Genomic DNA, 21,385 nt, shown 5'->3' on the forward strand with positions numbered 1-21,385 from the left:
AGTTATTACTGAATTTGGGATTTTAAATTTGAGATTTGAGATTGACCCCATGCCTGAAGTTTTTTTCTTGAATAAAGAATTTTAGATTTGAGATTTTTCCCATGTAGCTTGCTTTTCACGAAGCCAGTATAAATTATCTTTATTACGACCTTGATTAAAATCGAAAAGCTCAGATTTCCGACCTATTTAATAAGTCGGAAATCGTGTTGTTCATGAATGATTAAGTAGGGCTATAGTTTTTGCAACAACTCCTGAGTTAACTGAAAGAAAGCTTTTGAACCTGCTGATTGGGGAGCATTTAAAACGGCGGGCATAAAACTATCAACAGCCTTAGCAACATTGACATCAACTGGGATTTGTACTTTACAAATTTTTTCTACACCAAAATCTTCAACAACGCGGTGCATAACTTGTTTATAGTATCTGCCAGTGAGAAGATTAGCGCTGGACATACTAAATACAATTCCCAACATTTTTATATCTATCTTGGTTTCATGTCCGTGACTGTCTTTTAATTGGGCAATCCGTCTTTCTAGCAGTTGAATACCTACTACAGATAATGGTTCTGGTTTAGCAGGAAGTATGTAGAAATCGCTAGCAGCTAAAGCGCTACGAGTCAATAGATTATAGCCCGGTGCACAATCGAGAAGAATAAAATCATATTCTTGACGGACTGGTTTTAAGATGTTGTTAATCAAGACCCTTTCAAACCGATTCCAAATCGTTTCAAAGTCCTGTTCACCCAAAGCAGTTGCTTGTTTATGGAGCATTTCTGAAACAACAAATTCATCATACAAATCGATATCTCCCGGTAATAAATCTAGTCCTGGAAGATTACAAACCTGGGATTGAACGATATCTTGAATTGTGAGTTTTGCTTGTGGATCTGGATTGATAACTTGGTCTATTAGATACCTAAATGTCTTGCTTTGTTTACGACGCTTGGCAAAATCTAAAGGCGACATCAAGCTGAGTGTGGCGCTAATTTGGCTGTCTAAATCAAGGACAAGCACCCGTTTGCCATGATTTTTAGCTAAACAAGTAGCTAAATTGACGGTGAGAGTGGTTTTACCAACGCCACCTTTCATATTTGCAGTAGCAATTACATATCCCATTGATTGAGTCCTCTATTGACGCATTCCCATCTACTGGTCTGTCGCGGATTGTCCGTAGTTTGCGCTTTAGCGCAAACTATGAACCTATCAAATAAAACTTGACAGACTACTAGGTAGCGTACACCCCTCTTGATATCTTAAATCTTCCATTAAATTTAATATTTTCGGAAATTCAAAAGAGTGATTTCAGGGATATTTACTCGATTGAGGCAGCAACATGTAGTTGGATCTTTAGCTGAAATCGGGTTACCAGGCTCCTGTGCCCCATAATGCAAATGTTTGGCTTAATGGTGTAACAGCGATCGCTCTCATCAAAGCAATTATAGAGGTATTGACAAATACAGTAGCCCTAAATCAATTGTGAGAAAATAATCAGGTTGTGAATATCACTAAGTATTGGGTGCAAAATGTGGATGCATTCGCTAACTGAATTAAACGAAGCCGATCGATAATTTCGTGAAATCAAAGGCGCATTTACACACAAACTTATAAGGTAATTAAAATGACTTACGATTCAGAAGATGTAGAACAAATCCTTCAAAAAGCACTCACTCGTAAACAGGAAGGTGAATTTTCACGAGAACAGCTTTTAGAAATGGCATCTGAGTTAGGTATTTCGTCTGATATTTTGGAAACAACTGAACAAAAGTGGTTGGCTCAACAAGAAGAGAAACGTTTGCGACATACATTTAATACTTTCCGACGCAGAGCCTTTTGGACACACTTGGTTTCCTTCCTAGCAGTGAATTTATTCCTCATTCTTTTGAATTTAATTACTAGTCCTAGTTATTTTTGGGCTATTTTCCCAGTATTAGGATGGGGTTTAGGACTATTTTTTCATTGCTGGAGTGTTTATCAGAGTAAATCAGAGGATTACGAGATCGCCTTTCAGAAATGGCGGGCACAGATTTAACTTCTCCCTACTTTGAAAAATAGAGACACTAAGAGGTGAAGCCAGTAGGGGGAAAGAGAATCAGGGTAATACCATTTCACTTTAATAATGATACAAATACGTGGGTAAGGGTTTAGCACTGCTAAACCCCTACGAAAAATCTATATGTATCAAGATTTTCGTGAAATGGTATAAGCAGGGGAAGTTGTACCATTTTTTTGTGAAGCTGCATATAATTCACCCCCCGGCTATCGCCGTCCCCCCGATGCCTTGGGGGGATTACAGGGGGTATTATTATGTGTATCTTCACAAAAAAATGGTATTAACTGTATTAGTATTTAGTTCTCAGTTTTAATTAATACTTTTTCTCTCCTACCTCCTGCCTTTTGCCTTTTTATAGGTGTCGGCTTGACAATACAGCTTTGCACCTCGACGAGTTGGAAGTAATCTTTCACCTATGAATGGGGAAATTTCCGTACTTGATATTCTCCTGAATCCACAATTAAATATGATTCTCTGAGCGCTTGAATGAAGTTGTCTTCAATGGTCTGCAAATGTGCTTGGGGTATGGCTTTCCACTGTTCCAGTGTTGCCCAACGAATGATGAGGATAACTTCTGTGTAGTCATTTGGGCTGATCCAAACCTCTTTACCGAGAAATCCTGGATACTCAGCCAGCGCTGTTGTCCAAATTTGTGCGTCCTTCTGGATAAAATATTCCCGTAAATCCGGGGCAACCTTAAACTTGAGAAGTTCTATAAACACGTCCTTTGAACCCTGTGTTTCTTAATTTGCCAAAATAGAGATGTAGGCTAGAGTAACTACGCTTTAAGCATAGCTTGATTGCCTAAACTCAGGAGCAAGGGTTGGCTGGTTAATAAGTAAGAGGAAGGGAATATGGACAACAACAATTGGTTGCAACAGCTAATGATGGTGGGTCTTGGCACAACGTCTTTAGTAGCAGAAAAACTGCGGCAAGTCAGCGATGATTTAGTTAAAGACGGTAAACTCAATCCTGAGCAAGCCAAGGCGGTAATGGATGATATTGCCCAGCAGTTAAAGTCGGAACAGGGAAACTGGGATGTCCAAATGCAGCGGCAAATGCGAAATATGATGCAGGATTTGGGGGTGGCTCGCCAGTCAGAGGTAGACGAATTAAGGGGTAGAATTGACCGTTTAGAGCGGCAAGTGCGCGATTTAGAAAATAAGCTTTGGCGTTAGAATACCCTTTGTGATTTAAACTAAATGTGTCCTGTTGGTAATCTTTTTGCCAGGATACTTAAGTAAGGAGAACTGATTTTGAAACCAATTTTCCTCAGCGTGGCGTTCATGCTGGTGTGTGTTGTGCTGTTGATTGTGGGGCAAGTAGGCAGTAAACAGAATACTGCCATTGCTGCCGAATTAACTCAAACACCGTCAGCGCCCACAACTGTAACTGAAAACAATATCTTAATTGCGAGTAATACTATGTCTGATGCGAATGCCGTAACCACTCCTTCTGGATTGAAGTATGTTGAGTTAAAAGAGGGGACTGGAGCGACTCCTCAGCCTGGACAAACGGTTGAAGTTCACTATGTTGGCACTTTAGAAGATGGTACTCAGTTTGATAGTTCACGCGATCGCGGCCAACCCTTCAGCTTTAAAATCGGCATTGGACAGGTAATCAAAGGTTGGGATGAAGGACTTAGCACTATGAAAGTAGGCGGTCGTCGCAATTTAATCATCCCCTCTGAGTTAGGTTATGGCGCTCGTGGTGCTGGTGGCGTGATTCCTCCCAACGCAACTCTGCTGTTTGACGTGGAATTGCTAGGAGTTAAGTAAAAATTGGGTATGGGGCATGGGGAAGAGGACACGAGGACACAGAGATAGTATTTGATCGTTTCTTTGCCTAGCTGCGTCTCTTCGTCACCTTGTCTCCACTATCTCCCTCATCCCTCCCATTCCCAATGCCCAATGCCCAATGCCCAATGCCCAATTCAAATTTTTAAATTTTTAAATTTTTAAATTTTGAAACTTTGTAAACTGTGGATTGAACAAAAGTTTTGCAGTACCCGTAGGCCCGTTGCGGTGTTTAGCTATAATTACTTCTGCAATGCCGCGATCGGGAGTATCGGGAGAGTAATATTCATCGCGGTACAACATTATTACTAAATCCGCGTCCTGTTCAATCGAACCGGATTCTCTCAAATCTGATAACATTGGACGCTTGTTTGTACGTGCTTCAACCCCTCGACTCAACTGAGACAAAGCAATAACTGGTACAGATAATTCCCGCGCTAAACCTTTGAGTTGACGAGTAATTTTTGATAATTCTTGAACTCGATTATCGCCTGCTCCTTCCATCAATTGCAGGTAATCTATTACAATTAATCCTAATTCAGTTCCAACTTCTGCTTGTAATCTTCTTGCCTGACTACGCATTTGTGTAACTGTAATATTCGGCGTATCATCAATATAAATTGGCATCTCGGAAAGGATACCAATAGCACGGCTTAAAGGTTCCCACTGTGTTTGACTCAGGCGACCAGTCCGCAGATAACTACTTTCAATTTGTGCTTCGCTAGCTAATAGCCGTTGCGTCAATTGCTCTTTTGACATTTCCAAGCTGAAAACGGCAACTGGTAATTTATAAGAAGCGGCGATATTGTGAGCAAGGTTTAAGCAAAATGCTGTATTGTGTACACAGATATCATTAGCAACAAAATTGTGTGTTTCTGGAATTGTTAAGTCATAAACCTGCTTGTTACCCACCGACTCAATCGCAACTATTTCATCCCAATAAACATCACTAGTTGCTAACTGTTGAAGTGGTAAATTATCTAAAGCTGTAGCTAGTATCCAAAGTCTTTCCCGCTTTAGGGCACGTCTACCAACATGCATATTTGTATACCCTTGAATCCCTGCATGTCTAGCTAAACTACTCCAAGTTTCATTACCTTTTGCTAATGCTATTTGTTCCCAAATCTCTACAGGGATCAAGTCACGATTAGTTTGATATCTTTTTTGAGATATTGCTACTGCAACTTTTTCTATTGCTTCTTCTTTACTGAAAATACCTATTTCAGCGATAAAAGTTTTAATAGATAAGGCATCAGTAATATCTAATTGCCACGCTGGTCTGCGGGTATTTTTATACTTAACAGACCGTTTTTTGAGAGATGCAATAATGCCAAATCGTAATAAAAGATGTTGAATTTGTCTTGCTAGTTTTTCGCTGACTGTTGCATAGCCTAACTGTGATTGACCGCTAGTAAGTAGTGCAGCCCATCCATCAGTGGCAAAGAGACGATTAAGGAATAAGGCTATTTGCGATCGCTCTAACTTAAAAATGATGTTTGGTATAGTTTTAGAATGAGCATCTTTGCCCCACAAACCTAATTCTTCTAACCAAAGCGTTAGCGAATTCTTACGAGATTTGCTCATACAGGCAAATCTATGAGATACAAACTCTTCTGATTCTAATTGTAAAATTTCGCATAATACCTCAAAAGTTTCTAAATTTGGTACACAGACTCCTTGCTTCCAAGCGCAAAGTAAAGTAGGACTGACTCCAATTAATTGACTTATTTCTTTTCCTGTCAATGAGTGTGATTGAATCGCTAGTTTAAAATTTTCAGCAAAAATCTGTCTTTGAATAGCAATAAATTCCAAATCCCCACGTACACAAAGTGATGGTGTGCGTGTACCTTGAGAATTTTCCCAACGCACTGTTAAACCACCAAAATCCGCAACTGCTTGCAAAAAATCGGTTTGCAGTAATGAATTACCATTTGTAAATCGTGGATTGCAGTTAGTTAATCCACCATCGCCAATTAAATAAGCTAATAACTTGACTTCGCACTCGCGTATAGAATGTGAGCCAAACACATCTATTTTTCGCGGGATAGCAATTTTATCACCAACTTTCAGATTTTCTAGTTTTTGCCAGCCTTTAATAGTCAAATACGGGTGGGTGATTGTAGTTTCAATAGACCTACCTAAGCGAGTTGTTACGCGAAAAACTGGTTTGATGCCATCATCTACAAATGCACAGGGTTGAGTAAAGGTAAATTTCCAGTCATTATTTAACGTCAATAATGAACCATGACGTTGTTTATATAATTCTTCAATTGTGGTAATTTTTCCATCTGCCAAAACTATTTCTGAATCATGGCTGAGGCATTTACCCATTGATGGTCTGCCAGCGACAATAATCAAATCAGAACGTTGAAAGCCGCTGGTCATGGCATCTAAATCGTAAAATCCGCAGGGAATCCCAGGTAAGGCAATGCCTTGATTTCTATCTTCAATATCCTGGAAATTATTAATTAGAGTATCAGAAATATGAACTAAACCTGATTGGGGACGCTCTTGAGTAACACCGAATACTTTCTGTTCTGCCTGATCTAAAACAGTTGGTAATTCGGTTTCTGTCTCGTAACCCAAATGTACAATTTCATTGCCAGCTTTAATTAACTGTCGCCGCAGGTATTTTTCCATCACCAACCCTGCTAAGGCGTCGATGTTCACGGCTGACACTGTGCGGTCTACCAGAGTTGCTAATTTATTTCTCCCACCAATGCGGGCAAGTATCTCATGGTCAGTTAGCCAACTTGTGACTGAGAGTAAATCTGTGGGTTTACCTTGGGCGTGGAGCCTCACAGCTGCTTGATAAATATCTTTGTGAGCGCTAATGTAAAAAGCTTCGGGAAGGAGGCGATCGCTAACTCGACTAATCGCTTCTGGATCTAGCAAAATACCCCCCAAAATCGCTTCTTCCGCCTCAATATTTTGGGGGGGGAGGCGATCGCTACCATCGCCTTTAAAACTCAGTTCTTCAGCCATAAACGATTTTAGTTTTGAGATTTTGCTAGAGACGCGACTACTCGCGTCTGTTTGCTAGAGACGCGATTAATCGCGTCTGTACAAGAGTTAAAGGTTATTTACTTTTACTTCCCTTGCTTCCTCATCCCTGCGTTCCCCTCTTAAGTTAACTAGCGACGACTTGAATATCGACTTGCGCTGCTACTTCAGAATGCAGTTTGATTTCGGCTTGATAAGTACCAAGGTGGTTAATATCGGGAATGGTAATGCCACGCCGATCAATTTCCTGACCTGTGGCTGCCTTAATTGCATCTACAACATCTTGGGTGGTGATAGTACCGAAAATTGCTTCGTTTTCACCAACTGGCTTGGCAATTGTCAAGCTGCCAACTTTTTCTAAAGATTCTTTTTGCTCAAGAGCTTGTTGTCTGAGTTCTAATTGCCGTTGACGCTCTTGCTCACGACGGCGTTCTACTTGCTTGAGAATACCAGGAGTGGCATTAGTTGCCAATTTCTGGGGAATCAGATAATTACGAGCGTAGCCAGGAGCTACTTCCACTAAGTCGCCAGATTTCCCCAGCTTGCTGATATCCTGATTTAAAACTAACTGTACGCGTTTCGCCATCGTTTTTCCTGTAAAATCTGATTAATTTGGGTAAGGCTTGATAGCTCACAATGTCACTGCTGTATTCCAAGCTTCTTTGCCTACACCCTAAAGCTTACAGATCGTAGCGAAAGGAAGGGTGCGATCGCAACTATTAGCGCGAGAAAATTGATGGAGATTGGGAAATGCCCAATGCCTATCGCCCAATCCCCAATGCCAAATGCCTAAAAGTTATTTTTCATTTCCCGTATCCGTGCAAAGGTTTGCACTCCATCGCTACTCTTAACGGTTGATTGTAATGATGGCTGATCCCAACGTAAAAAGGGATTGGTTCGCTTCTCCACTCCCAGCAGCGAGGGGATTGTAGCTTCTTTTCGACTACGGTAAGCCTTCACTTCATTGAAGCGTTTTTGTAAGTCGGCGTTGTCGCCATCCACAGTTAGGGCAAATTGCAGATTTTTTAATGTGTATTCGTGGGCACACCAGATGCGTGTATCATCGGGCAGAGAGCGTAATTTGCTCAAGGAGTCTACCATTTGGGTCGGTGTTCCTTCAAACAAGCGACCGCAACCGCCAGAAAATAAGGTATCGCCGCAAAATAATTCCCCTGTCTCGCCAGCTTTTTCGGGGGGAAAGTAGTAAGCAATGTGAGCGCGGGTATGTCCAGGGACGAAGATAACTTCAGCTATACGGTCTGCAAACTGGACGCGATCGCCTTGTTGCAAAAACACTTGCTGTCCTGGAATTCTACCACGATCCTCAGCTCCTCCATAAACTATCAGTTGGGGGAATTGTTCCATTAATTGCTTATTACCACCCACATGATCGTTATGGTGGTGCGTGTTGAAAATTGCTACCAACTCAGCTTTTAATTCTGCCAGTTTCTTTAAAACTGGTTGAGCCTCCGCTGGATCGACAACAGCGGCAATATTTTGTTTGTAGTCGTGTAACAAGAATATGTAGTTGTCTGAGAGTGCTTCCAGACGGATTACCTGCATTATCTCTGCCTCCCTTACAACATAAATATTTGGTATTGAGTAGCAATACTACATTCCAATGAATAATAGTGCTACCTCCACAAACTATATCAAGTATTTATACTTTGTTCATTATAGCTATATGCAATATTCACTATGATATTATACAGCCGTGCTTAGACGGTAATTATACTTAACTAAAGTCAACTTCAGATGAAATTATCAGTAAAATTTCTCTGGAATAGCTACAAATATAAAGTTAGATTTATTTTATTGTTTTTTACTTAAAAATAATAAATTATCAAGTTTATATTTTGCTTATATCTACTCTATCATATTTGGCTAAAACTAAAACTAGAGTAGGATTTTCTAAACCTAAATACATATCTAATTTCCAAACTAAACAACAATTGTTAATTTGATTTATGCCAACAGAAACTAGAGGATTTATTACAATTTTAACTGGACTTTACCCTTTTCAAGATTGTATTCATTTTTTGGCTGCAATTAGAAAGTTCCATCAAGAGCCAATCATTATTCTAATTGACCAAGTTCCTACAGGACTCTATCCTTTTCTGAAGGCTTTTAAAAATGTAATTTTAAAGCCGGCCCCTGCAAATGAAAATACTGTTTTGGCATCAAGGCAAGCAAAACTAGCTCTATATGCGGCCTCTGAGTTTGATAAAACGATTTACCTAGATTCAGATATTTGTTTACTTTCCGATATCAAAGACGTATTTGATTATTTAGATGAATATGATTTGCTATTAACTGAAGATGTACAACCTTCCATTCTTAAAGCTACAAATTTGTTGCGCGGAAAGCAAGAAGACCTTTTGCCAAATGTTTTGCCAATTCTGCAATCTGTAGGGTTTCCTTTGCAAGCAGATAACGTGCAATATAATAGCGGTTTGATAGCTTTTAGAAAAACAGAAGTAATCAAGGTACTTTTTGACGAATTTCAACGTTATTTTGAGATTGTCAAAAACAACCAAGATAAATTACTTTTAAAAGATCAAGGGGCTTTTGCATCTGCGATCGCATCTGTACACCCTCACATGAAAATTCTACCACCCACCTATAATTATCTCAGTAAGTGGCAGGATGCTTATAATATTCAAGATCAAATTAAAGTTCTGCACTGCACCTATCCTTATCGACCTCAATATGCTAAAAATATTAGCCGTTCCTTATATACACGGATTTTTGACAGATTCGCTAAAGTATTTTTACCGAATCAAGTTACAAATCCTTGGCGCACTAAATAAAAATAAGTATAAAAATAGTGAAAAAGTTTTCCAAGATATCGCTGTTGGTTTCAGATTTATCAAGTGCAGCTATTTTGCGTGCATACTTGATAGCGACAGCCCTAAGAGATTTAGAATATGAAGTTGAAATTATGGGGTTTTTATTTGGAAATAACTTATATCGAAATTTACCATCAGAATTAAACGTTTATAGTTTACCGGGCAAAAATTTTCCAGATTTTTTTGGAGAAGTCAGCAAATTTATCCCAAAAATTGATGGTGATATCATTTATGCTATAAAACCACAAATAGCGAGTTTTGGAGTTGCCCTACTAAATAAAATATTTAGCCGAAAACCGTTAATTTTAGACATAGATGATTGGGAACTCAGTTGGTATGGTGGTGATGACTGGCATTATCGTCCCACACCGAAACAATTAGCTAGGGAATTGTTGAAATCAGACGGCGCACTCAGGAATCCTTATCATCCTTTGTACGTGAAATGGATGGAAGGTTTGGTAAGTAGCGCTGATGCTGTGACGGTGCATACTAAATTTTTGCAGCAGCGCTTTGGCGGTACATTTGTTCCTAATGGTAAGGATACTTCTTTATTTGATCCTGCTCGATATGATGCTGAGTCCAGCAGAAATCGTTATGGTTTATCTGAATATCGTATTTTAATGTTTCCTGGTGCGCCAAGACCGTATAAAGGTCTAGAAGATGTTCTCATCGCACTCGATAAAATTAATCAGCCAGACTTAAGACTAGTGATTGTAGGCGGTAGTCCTTATGATGATTATGATCAGCAACTCCAACAAAAGTGGGGACGCTGGATTATCAAATTACCAAAGTATCCAGCTGATGTTATGCCTGATTTGGTAGCAGCGGCTCATATTGTAGTCGTTCCCCAGCGAGACACCCCAGAAACTCGTGCTCAATTTCCCCTGAAGTTGACAGATGGAATGGCAATGGCTAAACCTGTATTATCAACACGCGTTGGAGATATTCCTAAAATTTTAGGTGATACTGGTTATTTAGTTGAGCCTGCTTGTCCTGAACAGATTGCTGAACAAATTCAATTGATTTTTCAGAATTTAGAGTCAGCAAACCAGCAAGGTATCAAGGCTAGAAAAAGATGTGTGGAACACTATAGCATAGAGGCTATGGCTTCTACGCTCAAGTCAGTAATTGCTCGGTTGTGAATCTTGATTAGGGATTAGGGATTAGGGATTGGGAACCCAACCAAATCTTAATCATATTTTCTTTCCCAGTCCCCAGTACCCTGTCCCATATTTATTTGATGATTAGCTTTATTTGGCAATTATTTTGTGAATAATATTAATAAGTGAAAGTGGCATAAAAATATCCAATGTCTACCAGAAAACTACTACTAAGATTCGCTAAACCCTATCCAGGTTTGATTCTGCTGACAATATTGTTAGGATTTTCTGGAGCTTTATTTAATGGGATTAGCACAGCTTTAATTGTGCCAGTGGTTTTAAAAATTGTGGGGCAAGAAGTAGATTTAAGCACGGCCCCTCCCATTCTAAAAAGGTTAATATCTCCCTTTGATAATACTCCAGAACCTTACCGGATAGGAGTAATGGCTGGGGCAATTATATTTACCATTATTTTAAAGAATTTAGCGACTTATGCCAGCGCTTTAGCATCAAGTTCCTTAACCCGAAAGCTAACATCGGATATGCGCGAAACCGGGTTAAGACTATTATTAGAAATTGATATAGATTATTACGCAAAAACGAAGGTTGGTGATTTAATCAACCGTCTTGGTGGAGAAATTGGTCGGGCTGCAAGCGCTATCGGTAGTACTGTCAGGATCGTTATCCTGGGAATCACAATTCTAGTTTTCGTTGGTTTATTGTTGTCAATTTCTTGGCAGTTGACAATCGCTGCTACGCTTTTGCTGTCATTGGTGACATTAGTAAATCAGTATGCCATTTCCCGGTCTAGAAATTTTGGTAAGCAGCTTAGTGAGATGTCTAAGGCATACTCCATCTCTGTACTAGAAACCCTGAACGGAATTCGGCTAGTAAAGTCGACGGGAAATGAAGAAAAAGAATATCGACGGATTAAAAAATTAATTCGCGATCGCGAGTTAGCAGATTTTCAATCTCAGGTTAATTCGGAAGCAATTACACCTCTGAGTGAGGTTATGGGTATTACAGCTTTACTGCTGATTGTAATTTTGAGCAAAACCTTTTTTGCTGACCAGGTTTCTTCTCTTTCTACTGTACTCCTGACATATTTATTAGTGCTGCTGCGAGTGCTGCCATTAATTTCTCAGTTAAATACTATTCGCAGCAACTTTGCCAGTACCGCAGCCAGCGTGGATGTGACGAATGAGTTTTTAAGCCTACACGATAAGCCATTCATGGGTAAAGGTAAGCTTCCGTACACAAAATTAGAAGAGGGAGTTTCTTTTAATTCTCTTTGCTTTGCCTACCCTGGTCATGAAAAGTTGGTACTCAAAGATGTGAGTTTATATTTACCACGTGGCACGACCTTAGCATTAGTAGGTGGTTCTGGTGCTGGTAAATCCACTTTGGCAGACCTTTTACCCAGATTCTATGATCCGATCGCTGGCAGTATTACCATTGACGGCACCGATTTGCGGGAGTTTGATCTTGTATCCCTGCGAAAGCGGATGGGAATCGTCAGTCAAGATACCTTTCTTTTTAATGACTCGGTACAGAATAACATCGCATACGGGCGAGCAGAGGCTACTGAGGATGAAATTATTACAGCAGCCAAGCGGGCAAATGCCTATGAGTTTATTAGCAAATTGCCTCAAGGATTTGACACCCTAATTGGCGATCGCGGCGTTATGTTATCTGGTGGACAAAGGCAAAGATTAGCGATCGCCCGCGCCCTCGTCCAAAATCCCGAAATTCTGATTTTAGATGAAGCCACCAGCGCTTTAGATACCGTTTCCGAACGTTTAGTCCAAGCTGCACTTGATGATTTGAGTCGCGATCGCACCACCCTAGTAATTGCTCACCGCCTTTCCACCGTCCAAAAAGCCGATCAAATTGCCGTTTTAGATCAAGGACAGGTGGTAGAGGTGGGAACCCATGAAGAACTTTTAAAAAAGGGTGCTTACTACTCACGCCTTTATTCAATGCAATTTAGCGATCGCCCTAATAAAAACTTGATTCAGACACAAATCCTCAAGGCAATGCGCCTAAACTCCAAAAAATTTGCTGAATATCCGGAAGCTGCTAAACACAATCAAAGCTGGCTTCGCATCTCTCATGAAATTCGGACGCAGATGAACTCAATGATTGGGTTACTGCGCTTATTACTTGATGATCTGGTAGACAATTCTCAAGAACGGCAAGAATTAATTGAAGACTCTTACAAATCAGCTTGGAGAATTCTCAACACCATTGATGTTTTTGACGATGTTATTAACTTGCAAAAAAAAGGACAATTAATCTCGATCTCTGAGCAAAATCAAGATATTATAAGTACCTATTATGAAGCATTTAATCATATCTCTATTGAGTTCCGTACTTCTCTTAACCTCATCCTTAACTCTCTCCGTTCTCTAGCTGATAATTTGATATCTAGCACAGAAGAACAAAATGAATTAATTACTGAAAGTCATGAATGTTCGATAAGACTGCTAGATAATTTAGAAAAGTTTGAGAATAGTATTAATATCTAAAATCTATGAAAAATGCTGCTTTAAAAAAACACTACATCTTTTTTATTGGTGAAGAGTTGCCACAGCCAGAGGCTCACTTAGTGCAGTCTACAAATGCAGCTAACGCCGCGGCTAACTTGGGATACTCAACAGTTTTGGTATATCCTGACAAAAAAGCAAAAGTCTTTAATCTAGCTAATTTAGCTCGTCCTTTTCAACCGAGACAAACACCAACAGAACTTGTTAAATATTACAACCTCCATGACAAGTTAAAAGTTGCTCCCTTACCCATGCCTTGGCCGATTGACCGTTTTCGGAGCAAGTTTACTGACTCTAACACCATTGCCAGCAAATATTATTTACCATTTCATTTACTTCCAACTATTAAACTTGTCCACAGTCGCAACTGGAATTTTGTAAAAGCTGCCATCAGAAATGGCGTTCCTGCAATTTACGAACACCACCACCATGAAGACAAGCCATTTGAACCAGAAATTGTCAACAATCCGCTGTTACAAATTGCTGTCAGCGTTGTAGAAACTGTCCGCGAAAGCATGATTAAAAATGGGATGCCACCAGAAAAAGTGATTAAGTTACATAATGGGTTTAATCGCTTATTTATGGAGAGACAACCGGAAAAAGCGGCAGAATGGCGTCAAAAACTATTGCGAGATGAAAGCCAACAATTGGTAGTTTATGCGGGAGCACTACAGCAATTTAAAGGTATTGATGTACTAATTGATGTAGCTAAAGAAATGCCTTATGTGCAATTTGCCTGTGCCGGTGGTAAGTCCACAGAAGTTGAATATTATCAACAATTAGTCAAAGAAAAACAGATTCATAACATTAAATTTTTGGGCTATGTCTTGCATAATGAGTTAGCATCTTTGCTACAAGCAGCCAATGTTTTAGCTCACCCTCATTGTTCGGGAAAAGCGGCAACTTTCACATCTCCCTTAAAGCTATTTGACTACTTCGCATCTGGAACTCCCATTGTCTCGACAGAAATTCCATCATTAGTTGAGTTTCAAGATACTCAAGCGATCGCAGCTTGGTGTGAACCAGATAACCCCAGCAAATTTGCCGAAAGTCTGAAGCGGGTTTTAGAAACTCATCCCAGAAAAGTAGAGGGTTATCCAGATAGCATCGAGTTTGTCAAGCAGTTTTCTTGGGAAAATCGAGCGGCAAAAATCCTTAGTTATGTTGATGAATCTCTACTGCCTCAAATGATTGTGTAATAAAAATAACTAATAACTAAAATGACTATGAAAACTGTAGGTATGATTAGCAGCTATCGAGGTTTAGAAACTAGAGCCGATTGGCTATGGCAACAAACTCCGAATCAATTTGGAGTTTGGGGCAATATGCAAATGCAGGCACTAGCAGAAAAACCAGATTTTCTGCTGATGTATCAATTTGATTTTCCCCAAGCATCGCCACACAAATCTTGGTTAGATAGTTTTCGCAAAAAGCAGCAAAAACCAATAGTCAATGTTGATTCTCTACTGCGCGGTGTGAGTAAAGAGCGAATTATTTATTTACTAAGGGAACCGCCTTTAGATGAAATTGTCGAAATCACTAATCATAATTACCAACACGCCCAGAAATATTCTGGCTACATTTCTGGTCCCGATGATTTTGCTCCCATCCCTGACTATATGCCTGCTATTTGGTATCACTCAAATTCATTTCAAGATTTAAATGAAATGCCACCGCCCCAAAAGGTTGCACCGTGTAGTTGGATTACTTCAGGAATTAGCCGTACAGTTAATCATCGCCAGCGTTTAGACTTTTTGCAGTCTCTACAATCTAGTGGCATTAAGTTTGATTTGTATGGGCGTAACTTACCAGGATGGGCTAACAAGTCGGGAGAACTAGGTAATAAATGGTATGGCATGGCGCCATACTATTACAATCTGGCAATTGAAAATTATGCTGATAATAATTGGTATGTGAGTGAGAAACTTTGGGATAGTTTGCTTGCTTGGTGTTTACCAATTTACTATGGTGGCCCGGCTGCTGATAAATTATTGCCACCGGGTAGTTTTTTGCGGTTGCCCAGTTTAGATGAAAAAGGCATTGCCTACATCAAAGAAGTCACAGCTACACCTGATGCTTGGTATGCTGCCAAAGATGCGATCGCAGAAGCACGTCAAATTATCTTACACAAATTAAACCTACTTAACTGGTTGTCAAACTTTGTTGATCAACACTCATAAATTATGAATGGTATTTGTACCCTTGGCAATGATTATGTTTTCGATCAATTGGTGGCTTTGCTTAACAGTATTGATGTTATCTTAGGCCCAGAAACTCCTGTTTGTATCTATCCTTTCGATGATCAAACACAGCGAATTACTGACGAAATAGCTAAACGCCCTAATGTGTTTATTTACGATGATCTAGAATCAATCAACCGCTGGGATCAGTTTATGCTGACAGCAGCACCAGAACGATTAAATCGCAGTAAATCCCGTCTTTATGGCGCTCACCGTCGTTTTTGCGCTTTTGATGGGCCATTCGATAAGTTTATCTATTTAGATGCAGACACTTTGGTGATGAACTCACTAGCGACAGTGTTTGAAAAGCTAGATAGTTATGATTTTGTTGTCTACGATTTTCAATTTAAAGACGTTAGTAAAATATATAATATTAATTCTCCCAAATTACGAGAAGTTTTCGAGCAAAAACGCATTGATTCCGAAATATTTTGTTCAGGCTTCTATGGCGCAAAGCGGGGAATATTTAACTCAGAACAAAGAGATTTGCTGATATCCCATTTACAAAATGGTGAGGCGGAAATTTTGTATGAAGGTGCTGGCGAACAACCATTGATAAACTACATGGTAATGAGGTCTAATCTTTCTATTTATAACTTTGCTCGTCAACTGCCAGATCATGAAAAAACAGGATGTTCTGCCACATCTAAGCACTTTGAGGAACGGGAAAATCTTCTTTATGACAAAGGTAATCGACTAACTTATCTTCATTACATTGGTATTCCTCCTAATATCAATCAAGCAGTCTGTGCTGGAGAGAATATTGAGTTTCCCTATCGAGATTTATTTCTTTACTATCGTTACCTACACGAACCAGAAAAGCGCCCAGTATTTACAAATCCTCCTAAGAATTATAATGACGCTCCAGTAGCAAATTTATTTACAAGAGCTTTGCGAAAATTTAAGTTAATTAACCAAGGATAATTTATGAGTAGGGGAATTTATATAGTTGCCAATGACCGGGTTATCGATAATGCGATCGCTTTACTCAATAGCATTCGTTACTATGACCCAGAAGTAATCATTTATCTCATACCTTTTAATGACAATTATCACAAAGTAGCAGAGCAGGTTGCTACATTACACAATGTCAAAATTTTCCCAGATTTAGAACTTATTGATAAATTTACCAAACGCATCGGAGAAATTTTTGATAGAGATTTTCTCGCCTTACCCAACAAAATGCGTAAGCTAGTAGCGTGGTTTGGCCCTTTAGATGAGTTTATTTATATTGATACGGATATTGTCGTTTTTGAAAAAATCGCCGACAATTTAGACAAACTTTCAGAAGTTGATTTCTTTTGTTGTGATTACCATCATGCCAATGAAAAACTGCGAAATATCTTTTCACCATTGGTAAAAGAGCAGCAAATTTTTTCCGATGTCCAACTTCAAGACGTTTTCAACAGTGGTTTTTGGGCTTCCAGAAAAGGAATTATTACCGAACAACAAATGGATGAAACTTTGCGCGAGTGTGCAGCGCATCGCGAATATTTCGATTTTTCTGAAGGAGTTACAGACCAACCAGTTTTAAATTATCTTGTGCTTAAGCTGATTGCCAAACGTGGGAATCTTGTCAAAATTCCTGGGGGTGGGCCTGGTAGTTGGGCAGGTTCACAAAATTTCCAACAGCAAGATTACGCCCTTTATGACCGAGGACAACGATTAAAATATCTCCACTGGGCTGGTACGCGGATGAAAACTGGTAGTCCTTATTGGCAACTGTGGGAACACTATCGCTATCTTCATGAGGGTAAATTCGCTTTCATCCCCAAACTAACTCGCCGTTTATTTCCCTTTGTTGTTGCCCGTACTTAATATTAGGAGTATCCCAATGATTGATGGTATTTACATCCTAGCCAATGATGTTGTCTATGACCAATTAGTTGCGTTGCTCAACAGTATAGAAGCTAATGCTGGCAGGAAAATCCCTATTTGTATACTTCCATATAATGAGCGATTAGACAAGGTAAGAGCAGAGATTGCATCTAGAGATAATGTCACCTTATTTGAAGATTCTGATTCCATAGCTTACTGGGATAATTTTGCTATTCAGATATGGAAAAATTACCCCAGAGCACAAAAAACTTGGCGAGAGTGGGGCTTTCCAGAACTCTATGAGCTACCAATGCACCGCAAATTTTGTGCTATCGATGGCCCATTTGATAGATTTATTTATTTTGATGCAGATACCTTGTTAATGGGGCCTATAGATTATGTATATGAAAAATTAGATAACTACGATTGGGTAGTCAATGATTTTCAGTATAAGTCTGATTTAAAGTTTATTTTTGATGGTTCACCAGAGCAGATACAACAAATTTTCAACTCAGAGAACTTGCAGTCTAAAGTATTTTGTGCTGGTTGGTTTGCCACTAAGAAAAATATTTTTTCTCCAGCGATGAGAGGCGATATACTTGACAAATTAGCAGCAGGTGAAGCTGATGTCATGGCTTTCTTAGCGCCTGACCAATCTTTATTTAACTATATGGTGTTGAGAAGTGGCGTTTCCTATTATAATTTTGCTTTTCATGACTGCCAACAGGCAACTGGTAATCACTGGGGTTCTAAATTTGATGTGGTAGATAATATCCTCTACGACCAAGGGCGGAGGTTGACATATTTACATTATATGAGTATATCTTCTTCAAATTTTGTGAGGCTTTGTGGGGGTGAAGATGTTGATATTCCTTACCGCGATGTTTTCTTATATTATCGCTATTTAAAATCACCTGAAAAACGTCCTCAAAGCTTTACGCGTCCAAGCAAGATAATGCTTCTGCAAAAGTCTACTAGTAGTTTTATTCAGCAAAGAATCAACAATATTAAGCTAAACTATCGCAATTTTAAGGATAGAATTACTAATTAAAATAAGTCAAGATAGAGTTTTTCTCATTCTTGATTAACTAATATAATTCAGTTGTAGCAATCCTATCTAGTTTTTGAAAGTTAGTAATTTTTAGATACCTGAATTCTCAAACAATTCGGGTATCTAACCTTTTCACATATCTAAGAAAAGGAATCTAAATCTAAAGATTGCATACCTTCACGTTCTATAAAGGTCATCATACTTCCCAACTGCAACCAAACTAATAAACAAGTAAACAAACTAATTGGTAGACCTACTCCTAAAGCCAAGGTGGAGGGAAAACCAAATATTTCTAAGCCTGAAGACAGAAATAGGCAAGTGCCACCAGTTATGCCGATAAATGGCACAAGTAATTGTTTCAGTGAGGAACGTGGTTTAGTATTTTCTGTTCGTTCGCTTGGCCATTTCTGCACAATTACTTTTAAAGTGCCAGATAATGCCAAACCAGATGTTAATGCTGTCAAAAAGCCAACAAGTAAGAGGAAATAGGGTGGTTGTAGAGGAAAATAGTACATTAAAACTCCTGATTTATATTAAAGGTTTTTAGTTTTTACTTGCTGACTGGTTTCCAGTAAAAGGCGCAAGGAATGTAGATTTTGGGAGAATAGCCGCCGCACCTTCTCTGGATAACTCTGTTAAAATGCCGATCGCTACATTTAATAAACGATCCGGTTTTAAGTCATCTTTAACCAGGTTCCACAGGCGTTGGACATCTTCGGTGTGGAGGCGGTCATCTTCGGTGAGAGCAAGCACCAACTGTCGACGCAGAAACTTCCCTTCTTCCGAGATTAAATATTGGAATCCCATCTGGGCTGTAGGCAATACATCAAAGTTGCTATCGGTACGAGCGATCGCAATCAAATTCTCTAACCGCTGCCACTGAAATTTACCATCTTTGAACAACACATTCAATAATCGTCGCCGTAATTCCGGCGATTCGCCCGTCAGCAACCGCCGTGCTATGTAGGGATAACCCACTTCAATAATTTTGAAATCCGGGTTGAGGCTCAGGGCAATACCTTCCTGAGTCACCAAGGAACGAATAATCAAAGCAAACTTTGCCGGGACTCGGAAAGGATACTCATACATCAGTTCCGAGAATTCATCGGTAATAGTTTTGAAGTTAAAATCCTTGACATTTTTGCCAATAGCGTTTCCTAGCACTGCTTCTAATGCTGGCACGATCGGGCAAATATTCGTGTCAGGAGTCAAAAACCCTAGTTTTACAAAGTCTTCGGCTAAGTCGGTGTAGTCTTTATTTACCAAATGTACTAGCGCATCCACTAGCGTTTCTTTGGTATTTTCCTCCAACTGATCCATCATGCCGAAATCAATGTAAGCCATACGACCATCGGGTACAGCAAACAAATTGCCGGGATGAGGGTCAGCATGGAAAAAGCCGTGTTCTAAAAGCTGTTGCAATCCTGATGTAACGCCAATTTGGATAATCGCTTCTGGATCTAAACCTGCTTCGCGGATGCGTTGAGTGTCCGTCAGCTTGAAGCCGTTAATCCATTCCAGGGTTAAAACGTGGGTGTTGGTGTAACGCCAGTAAATACCTGGAACTTTTACTTGTGGGTCGTTGTGGAAATTGCTGGCAAACTTCTCGGCGTTGCGGCCTTCATTAATATAGTCAATTTCTTCAAATAACTTTGTGCCAAACTCGTCCACAATTAAAGTTAGGTCGTGACCGAGATTTAAAGGCAACCAAGGAGCTAGCCAACCTGCTGCCCAACGCATCAGATATAGGTCGCGGGTGATTACCGGGTGTAAGTTCGGGCGTTGCACCTTGACTGCGACTTCTTCGCCGCTGACCAGACGACCCCGGTATACTTGACCCAAGCTAGCAGCCGCTACTGGGCTAGGTGACAGTTCGCTAAAACTCTCGTGGATTGGACGGCCTAACTCAGTTTCGATAATCTGGTAAGCGATCGCATTATCGAAAGGTGGTAACTGGTCTTGTAACTTGATCAGTTCTTCTAAAAAATCTTTGCGTATCAGGTCAGGCCTAGTAGAGAGGGCTTGACCAACTTTAATAAAAGTCGGGCCGAGGCGGGTCAGCAGTTCTCGCAACTGGATAGCTCGTTTACCCTTGTTCTGCTCAACTTTATCTTGCCATTCGTCCCACTTCAGATTGAATATAAATCCTGCAAAGGAGGAGATAATTCTCAGCAGTCGCCCCCAGGCTAGCCAAGGACGATAACTATAGTAGCGAGCGATCGCATCTGGATTATAGAGTTTTAGTTGAGCAGGTTGATACTGACCCACGCCTTTTTTTGCCTCTTCAACTGAAAAATTTACAATGTTTTTTTCCTGACCTACAAGTTAGTTGCAAGTTCAAGATAGCTAGTAGTCTTTTATCTAAAACAACTAGAACCTTACCCTTCAGGGATAGTGTTCGAGGCGATTTTAGCTTATTGCTACTGCCTAGATATGTTTATCTTTTTCTTAATTATACTTTATAAAACTACAACTTATTTTCCACGTTTTGGATGATTTTATCTTTTCTTAACTTTACTTTATATATATATAAATATTTACCTATACAAGATCCCCGACTTCTCACGGAAGCCGGGGATCTTGATGTTATCTTTATTTATACTTTGCGATTTCAGTGAAAAATAAAATATTCGATGTGTCTATAAACAAATTACACTGTCAAATAAAACCTTGCTAATTGGTATAGCAATCCCATCTGATCTATGAGAATTTACGAATAGAAAAATCCTAATTTTGCAAGCATTACAGACTTTATCAAACAGAATTCAGGAGTCAGGAGCCAGAATTCAGAATTGAATTCTGAATCAAAAAGCGAATGAATAAGTGGGTTTAAGACCCCCGCTAAATTGTTCGCGCAGCGTCTCTGAAAGAGAAGATTTAGCGGTTTACAATGAGTGGGGGATTAAAATCCCCCACTCATTGATTCTGACCAG

General features: G+C 39.6%; 18 protein-coding genes. 11 read left to right on the forward strand and 7 right to left on the reverse strand.

Annotated features, from left to right (window positions below; genetic code table 11):
• Nucleotides 1–230: 230 nt before the first annotated feature.
• Nucleotides 231–1,115 carry a ParA family protein gene (locus HUN01_RS24670; protein ID WP_069073597.1) on the reverse strand — a complete coding sequence of 295 codons (885 nt, stop codon included), beginning with the start codon at nt 1,113–1,115 and terminating at the stop codon, nt 231–233.
• Nucleotides 1,116–1,617: 502 nt separating this feature from the next.
• Between HUN01_RS24670 and HUN01_RS24675 the strand changes: the two genes are divergently transcribed.
• On the forward strand, nt 1,618–2,028 hold the full coding sequence (locus tag HUN01_RS24675) for a 2TM domain-containing protein (RefSeq protein WP_181928388.1): 411 nt from the start codon (nt 1,618–1,620) through the stop codon (nt 2,026–2,028).
• Nucleotides 2,029–2,462: 434 nt separating this feature from the next.
• Here HUN01_RS24675 and HUN01_RS24680 read toward each other — a convergent pair whose 3' ends face one another.
• Nucleotides 2,463–2,771, reverse strand: coding sequence for a TIGR03792 family protein (locus HUN01_RS24680; protein ID WP_181928389.1), 309 nt, complete (start codon nt 2,769–2,771; stop codon nt 2,463–2,465).
• 132 nt (nt 2,772–2,903) lie between these two features.
• Here HUN01_RS24680 and HUN01_RS24685 point away from each other — a divergent pair, with 132 nt between their 5' ends.
• Complete coding sequence (locus tag HUN01_RS24685) at nt 2,904–3,227, forward strand: phasin family protein (protein ID WP_069073600.1); 324 nt, start codon at nt 2,904–2,906, stop codon at nt 3,225–3,227.
• A 78-nt stretch (nt 3,228–3,305) separates the two neighbouring features.
• Entirely contained in the window at nt 3,306–3,827 is a 522-nt protein-coding gene (locus tag HUN01_RS24690; RefSeq protein WP_084227332.1) for an FKBP-type peptidyl-prolyl cis-trans isomerase, read from the forward strand.
• 171 nt (nt 3,828–3,998) lie between these two features.
• Here HUN01_RS24690 and dnaB read toward each other — a convergent pair whose 3' ends face one another.
• The 3 genes from dnaB to gloB form a co-directional block, all read right to left on the reverse strand.
• Nucleotides 3,999–6,830 carry a replicative DNA helicase gene (gene dnaB / locus HUN01_RS24695; protein WP_181928390.1) on the reverse strand — a complete coding sequence of 944 codons (2,832 nt, stop codon included), beginning with the start codon at nt 6,828–6,830 and terminating at the stop codon, nt 3,999–4,001.
• Nucleotides 6,831–6,975: 145 nt separating this feature from the next.
• Nucleotides 6,976–7,434 carry a 50S ribosomal protein L9 gene (rplI, locus tag HUN01_RS24700; RefSeq protein ID WP_094352304.1) on the reverse strand — a complete coding sequence of 153 codons (459 nt, stop codon included), beginning with the start codon at nt 7,432–7,434 and terminating at the stop codon, nt 6,976–6,978.
• A gap of 203 nt (nt 7,435–7,637) precedes the next feature.
• Entirely contained in the window at nt 7,638–8,411 is a 774-nt protein-coding gene (gene gloB / locus HUN01_RS24705) for a hydroxyacylglutathione hydrolase (RefSeq protein WP_181928391.1), read from the reverse strand.
• 404 nt (nt 8,412–8,815) lie between these two features.
• Here gloB and HUN01_RS24710 point away from each other — a divergent pair, with 404 nt between their 5' ends.
• The 8 genes from HUN01_RS24710 (at nt 8,816) to HUN01_RS24745 (ending at nt 18,452) form a co-directional block, all read left to right on the forward strand.
• The gene (locus HUN01_RS24710; RefSeq protein ID WP_181928392.1) at nt 8,816–9,658 is read left to right on the forward strand and encodes a glycosyltransferase family protein; all 843 of its coding nucleotides are present in this window, start codon (nt 8,816–8,818) and stop codon (nt 9,656–9,658) included.
• Nucleotides 9,659–9,675: 17 nt separating this feature from the next.
• On the forward strand, nt 9,676–10,839 hold the full coding sequence (locus HUN01_RS24715) for a glycosyltransferase family 4 protein (RefSeq protein ID WP_181928393.1): 1,164 nt from the start codon (nt 9,676–9,678) through the stop codon (nt 10,837–10,839).
• A 167-nt stretch (nt 10,840–11,006) separates the two neighbouring features.
• On the forward strand, nt 11,007–13,325 hold the full coding sequence (locus HUN01_RS24720) for an ABC transporter ATP-binding protein (protein WP_181928394.1): 2,319 nt from the start codon (nt 11,007–11,009) through the stop codon (nt 13,323–13,325).
• Between the two features lie 5 nt (nt 13,326–13,330).
• Nucleotides 13,331–14,542 carry a glycosyltransferase family 4 protein gene (locus HUN01_RS24725; protein WP_181928395.1) on the forward strand — a complete coding sequence of 404 codons (1,212 nt, stop codon included), beginning with the start codon at nt 13,331–13,333 and terminating at the stop codon, nt 14,540–14,542.
• A 21-nt stretch (nt 14,543–14,563) separates the two neighbouring features.
• Nucleotides 14,564–15,523 carry a glycosyltransferase family 10 domain-containing protein gene (locus HUN01_RS24730; RefSeq protein ID WP_238845588.1) on the forward strand — a complete coding sequence of 320 codons (960 nt, stop codon included), beginning with the start codon at nt 14,564–14,566 and terminating at the stop codon, nt 15,521–15,523.
• Nucleotides 15,524–15,526: 3 nt separating this feature from the next.
• Nucleotides 15,527–16,507 (forward strand): Npun_R2821/Npun_R2822 family protein, encoded by a 981-nt coding sequence (locus tag HUN01_RS24735; protein WP_181928396.1) that lies wholly within the window; start codon nt 15,527–15,529, stop codon nt 16,505–16,507.
• A 3-nt stretch (nt 16,508–16,510) separates the two neighbouring features.
• Nucleotides 16,511–17,401 carry an Npun_R2821/Npun_R2822 family protein gene (locus tag HUN01_RS24740; RefSeq protein WP_181928397.1) on the forward strand — a complete coding sequence of 297 codons (891 nt, stop codon included), beginning with the start codon at nt 16,511–16,513 and terminating at the stop codon, nt 17,399–17,401.
• Between the two features lie 16 nt (nt 17,402–17,417).
• On the forward strand, nt 17,418–18,452 hold the full coding sequence (locus tag HUN01_RS24745; RefSeq protein WP_181928398.1) for an Npun_R2821/Npun_R2822 family protein: 1,035 nt from the start codon (nt 17,418–17,420) through the stop codon (nt 18,450–18,452).
• A 140-nt stretch (nt 18,453–18,592) separates the two neighbouring features.
• Here HUN01_RS24745 and HUN01_RS24750 read toward each other — a convergent pair whose 3' ends face one another.
• Complete coding sequence (locus tag HUN01_RS24750; protein ID WP_181928399.1) at nt 18,593–18,967, reverse strand: hypothetical protein; 375 nt, start codon at nt 18,965–18,967, stop codon at nt 18,593–18,595.
• Between the two features lie 28 nt (nt 18,968–18,995).
• Complete coding sequence (locus tag HUN01_RS24755; RefSeq protein WP_181928400.1) at nt 18,996–20,720, reverse strand: ABC1 kinase family protein; 1,725 nt, start codon at nt 20,718–20,720, stop codon at nt 18,996–18,998.
• Nucleotides 20,721–21,385 lie beyond the last annotated feature (665 nt).

It is taken from the genome of Nostoc edaphicum CCNP1411 (assembly GCF_014023275.1).
In the GTDB taxonomy this organism is placed as follows: domain Bacteria; phylum Cyanobacteriota; class Cyanobacteriia; order Cyanobacteriales; family Nostocaceae; genus Nostoc; species Nostoc edaphicum_A.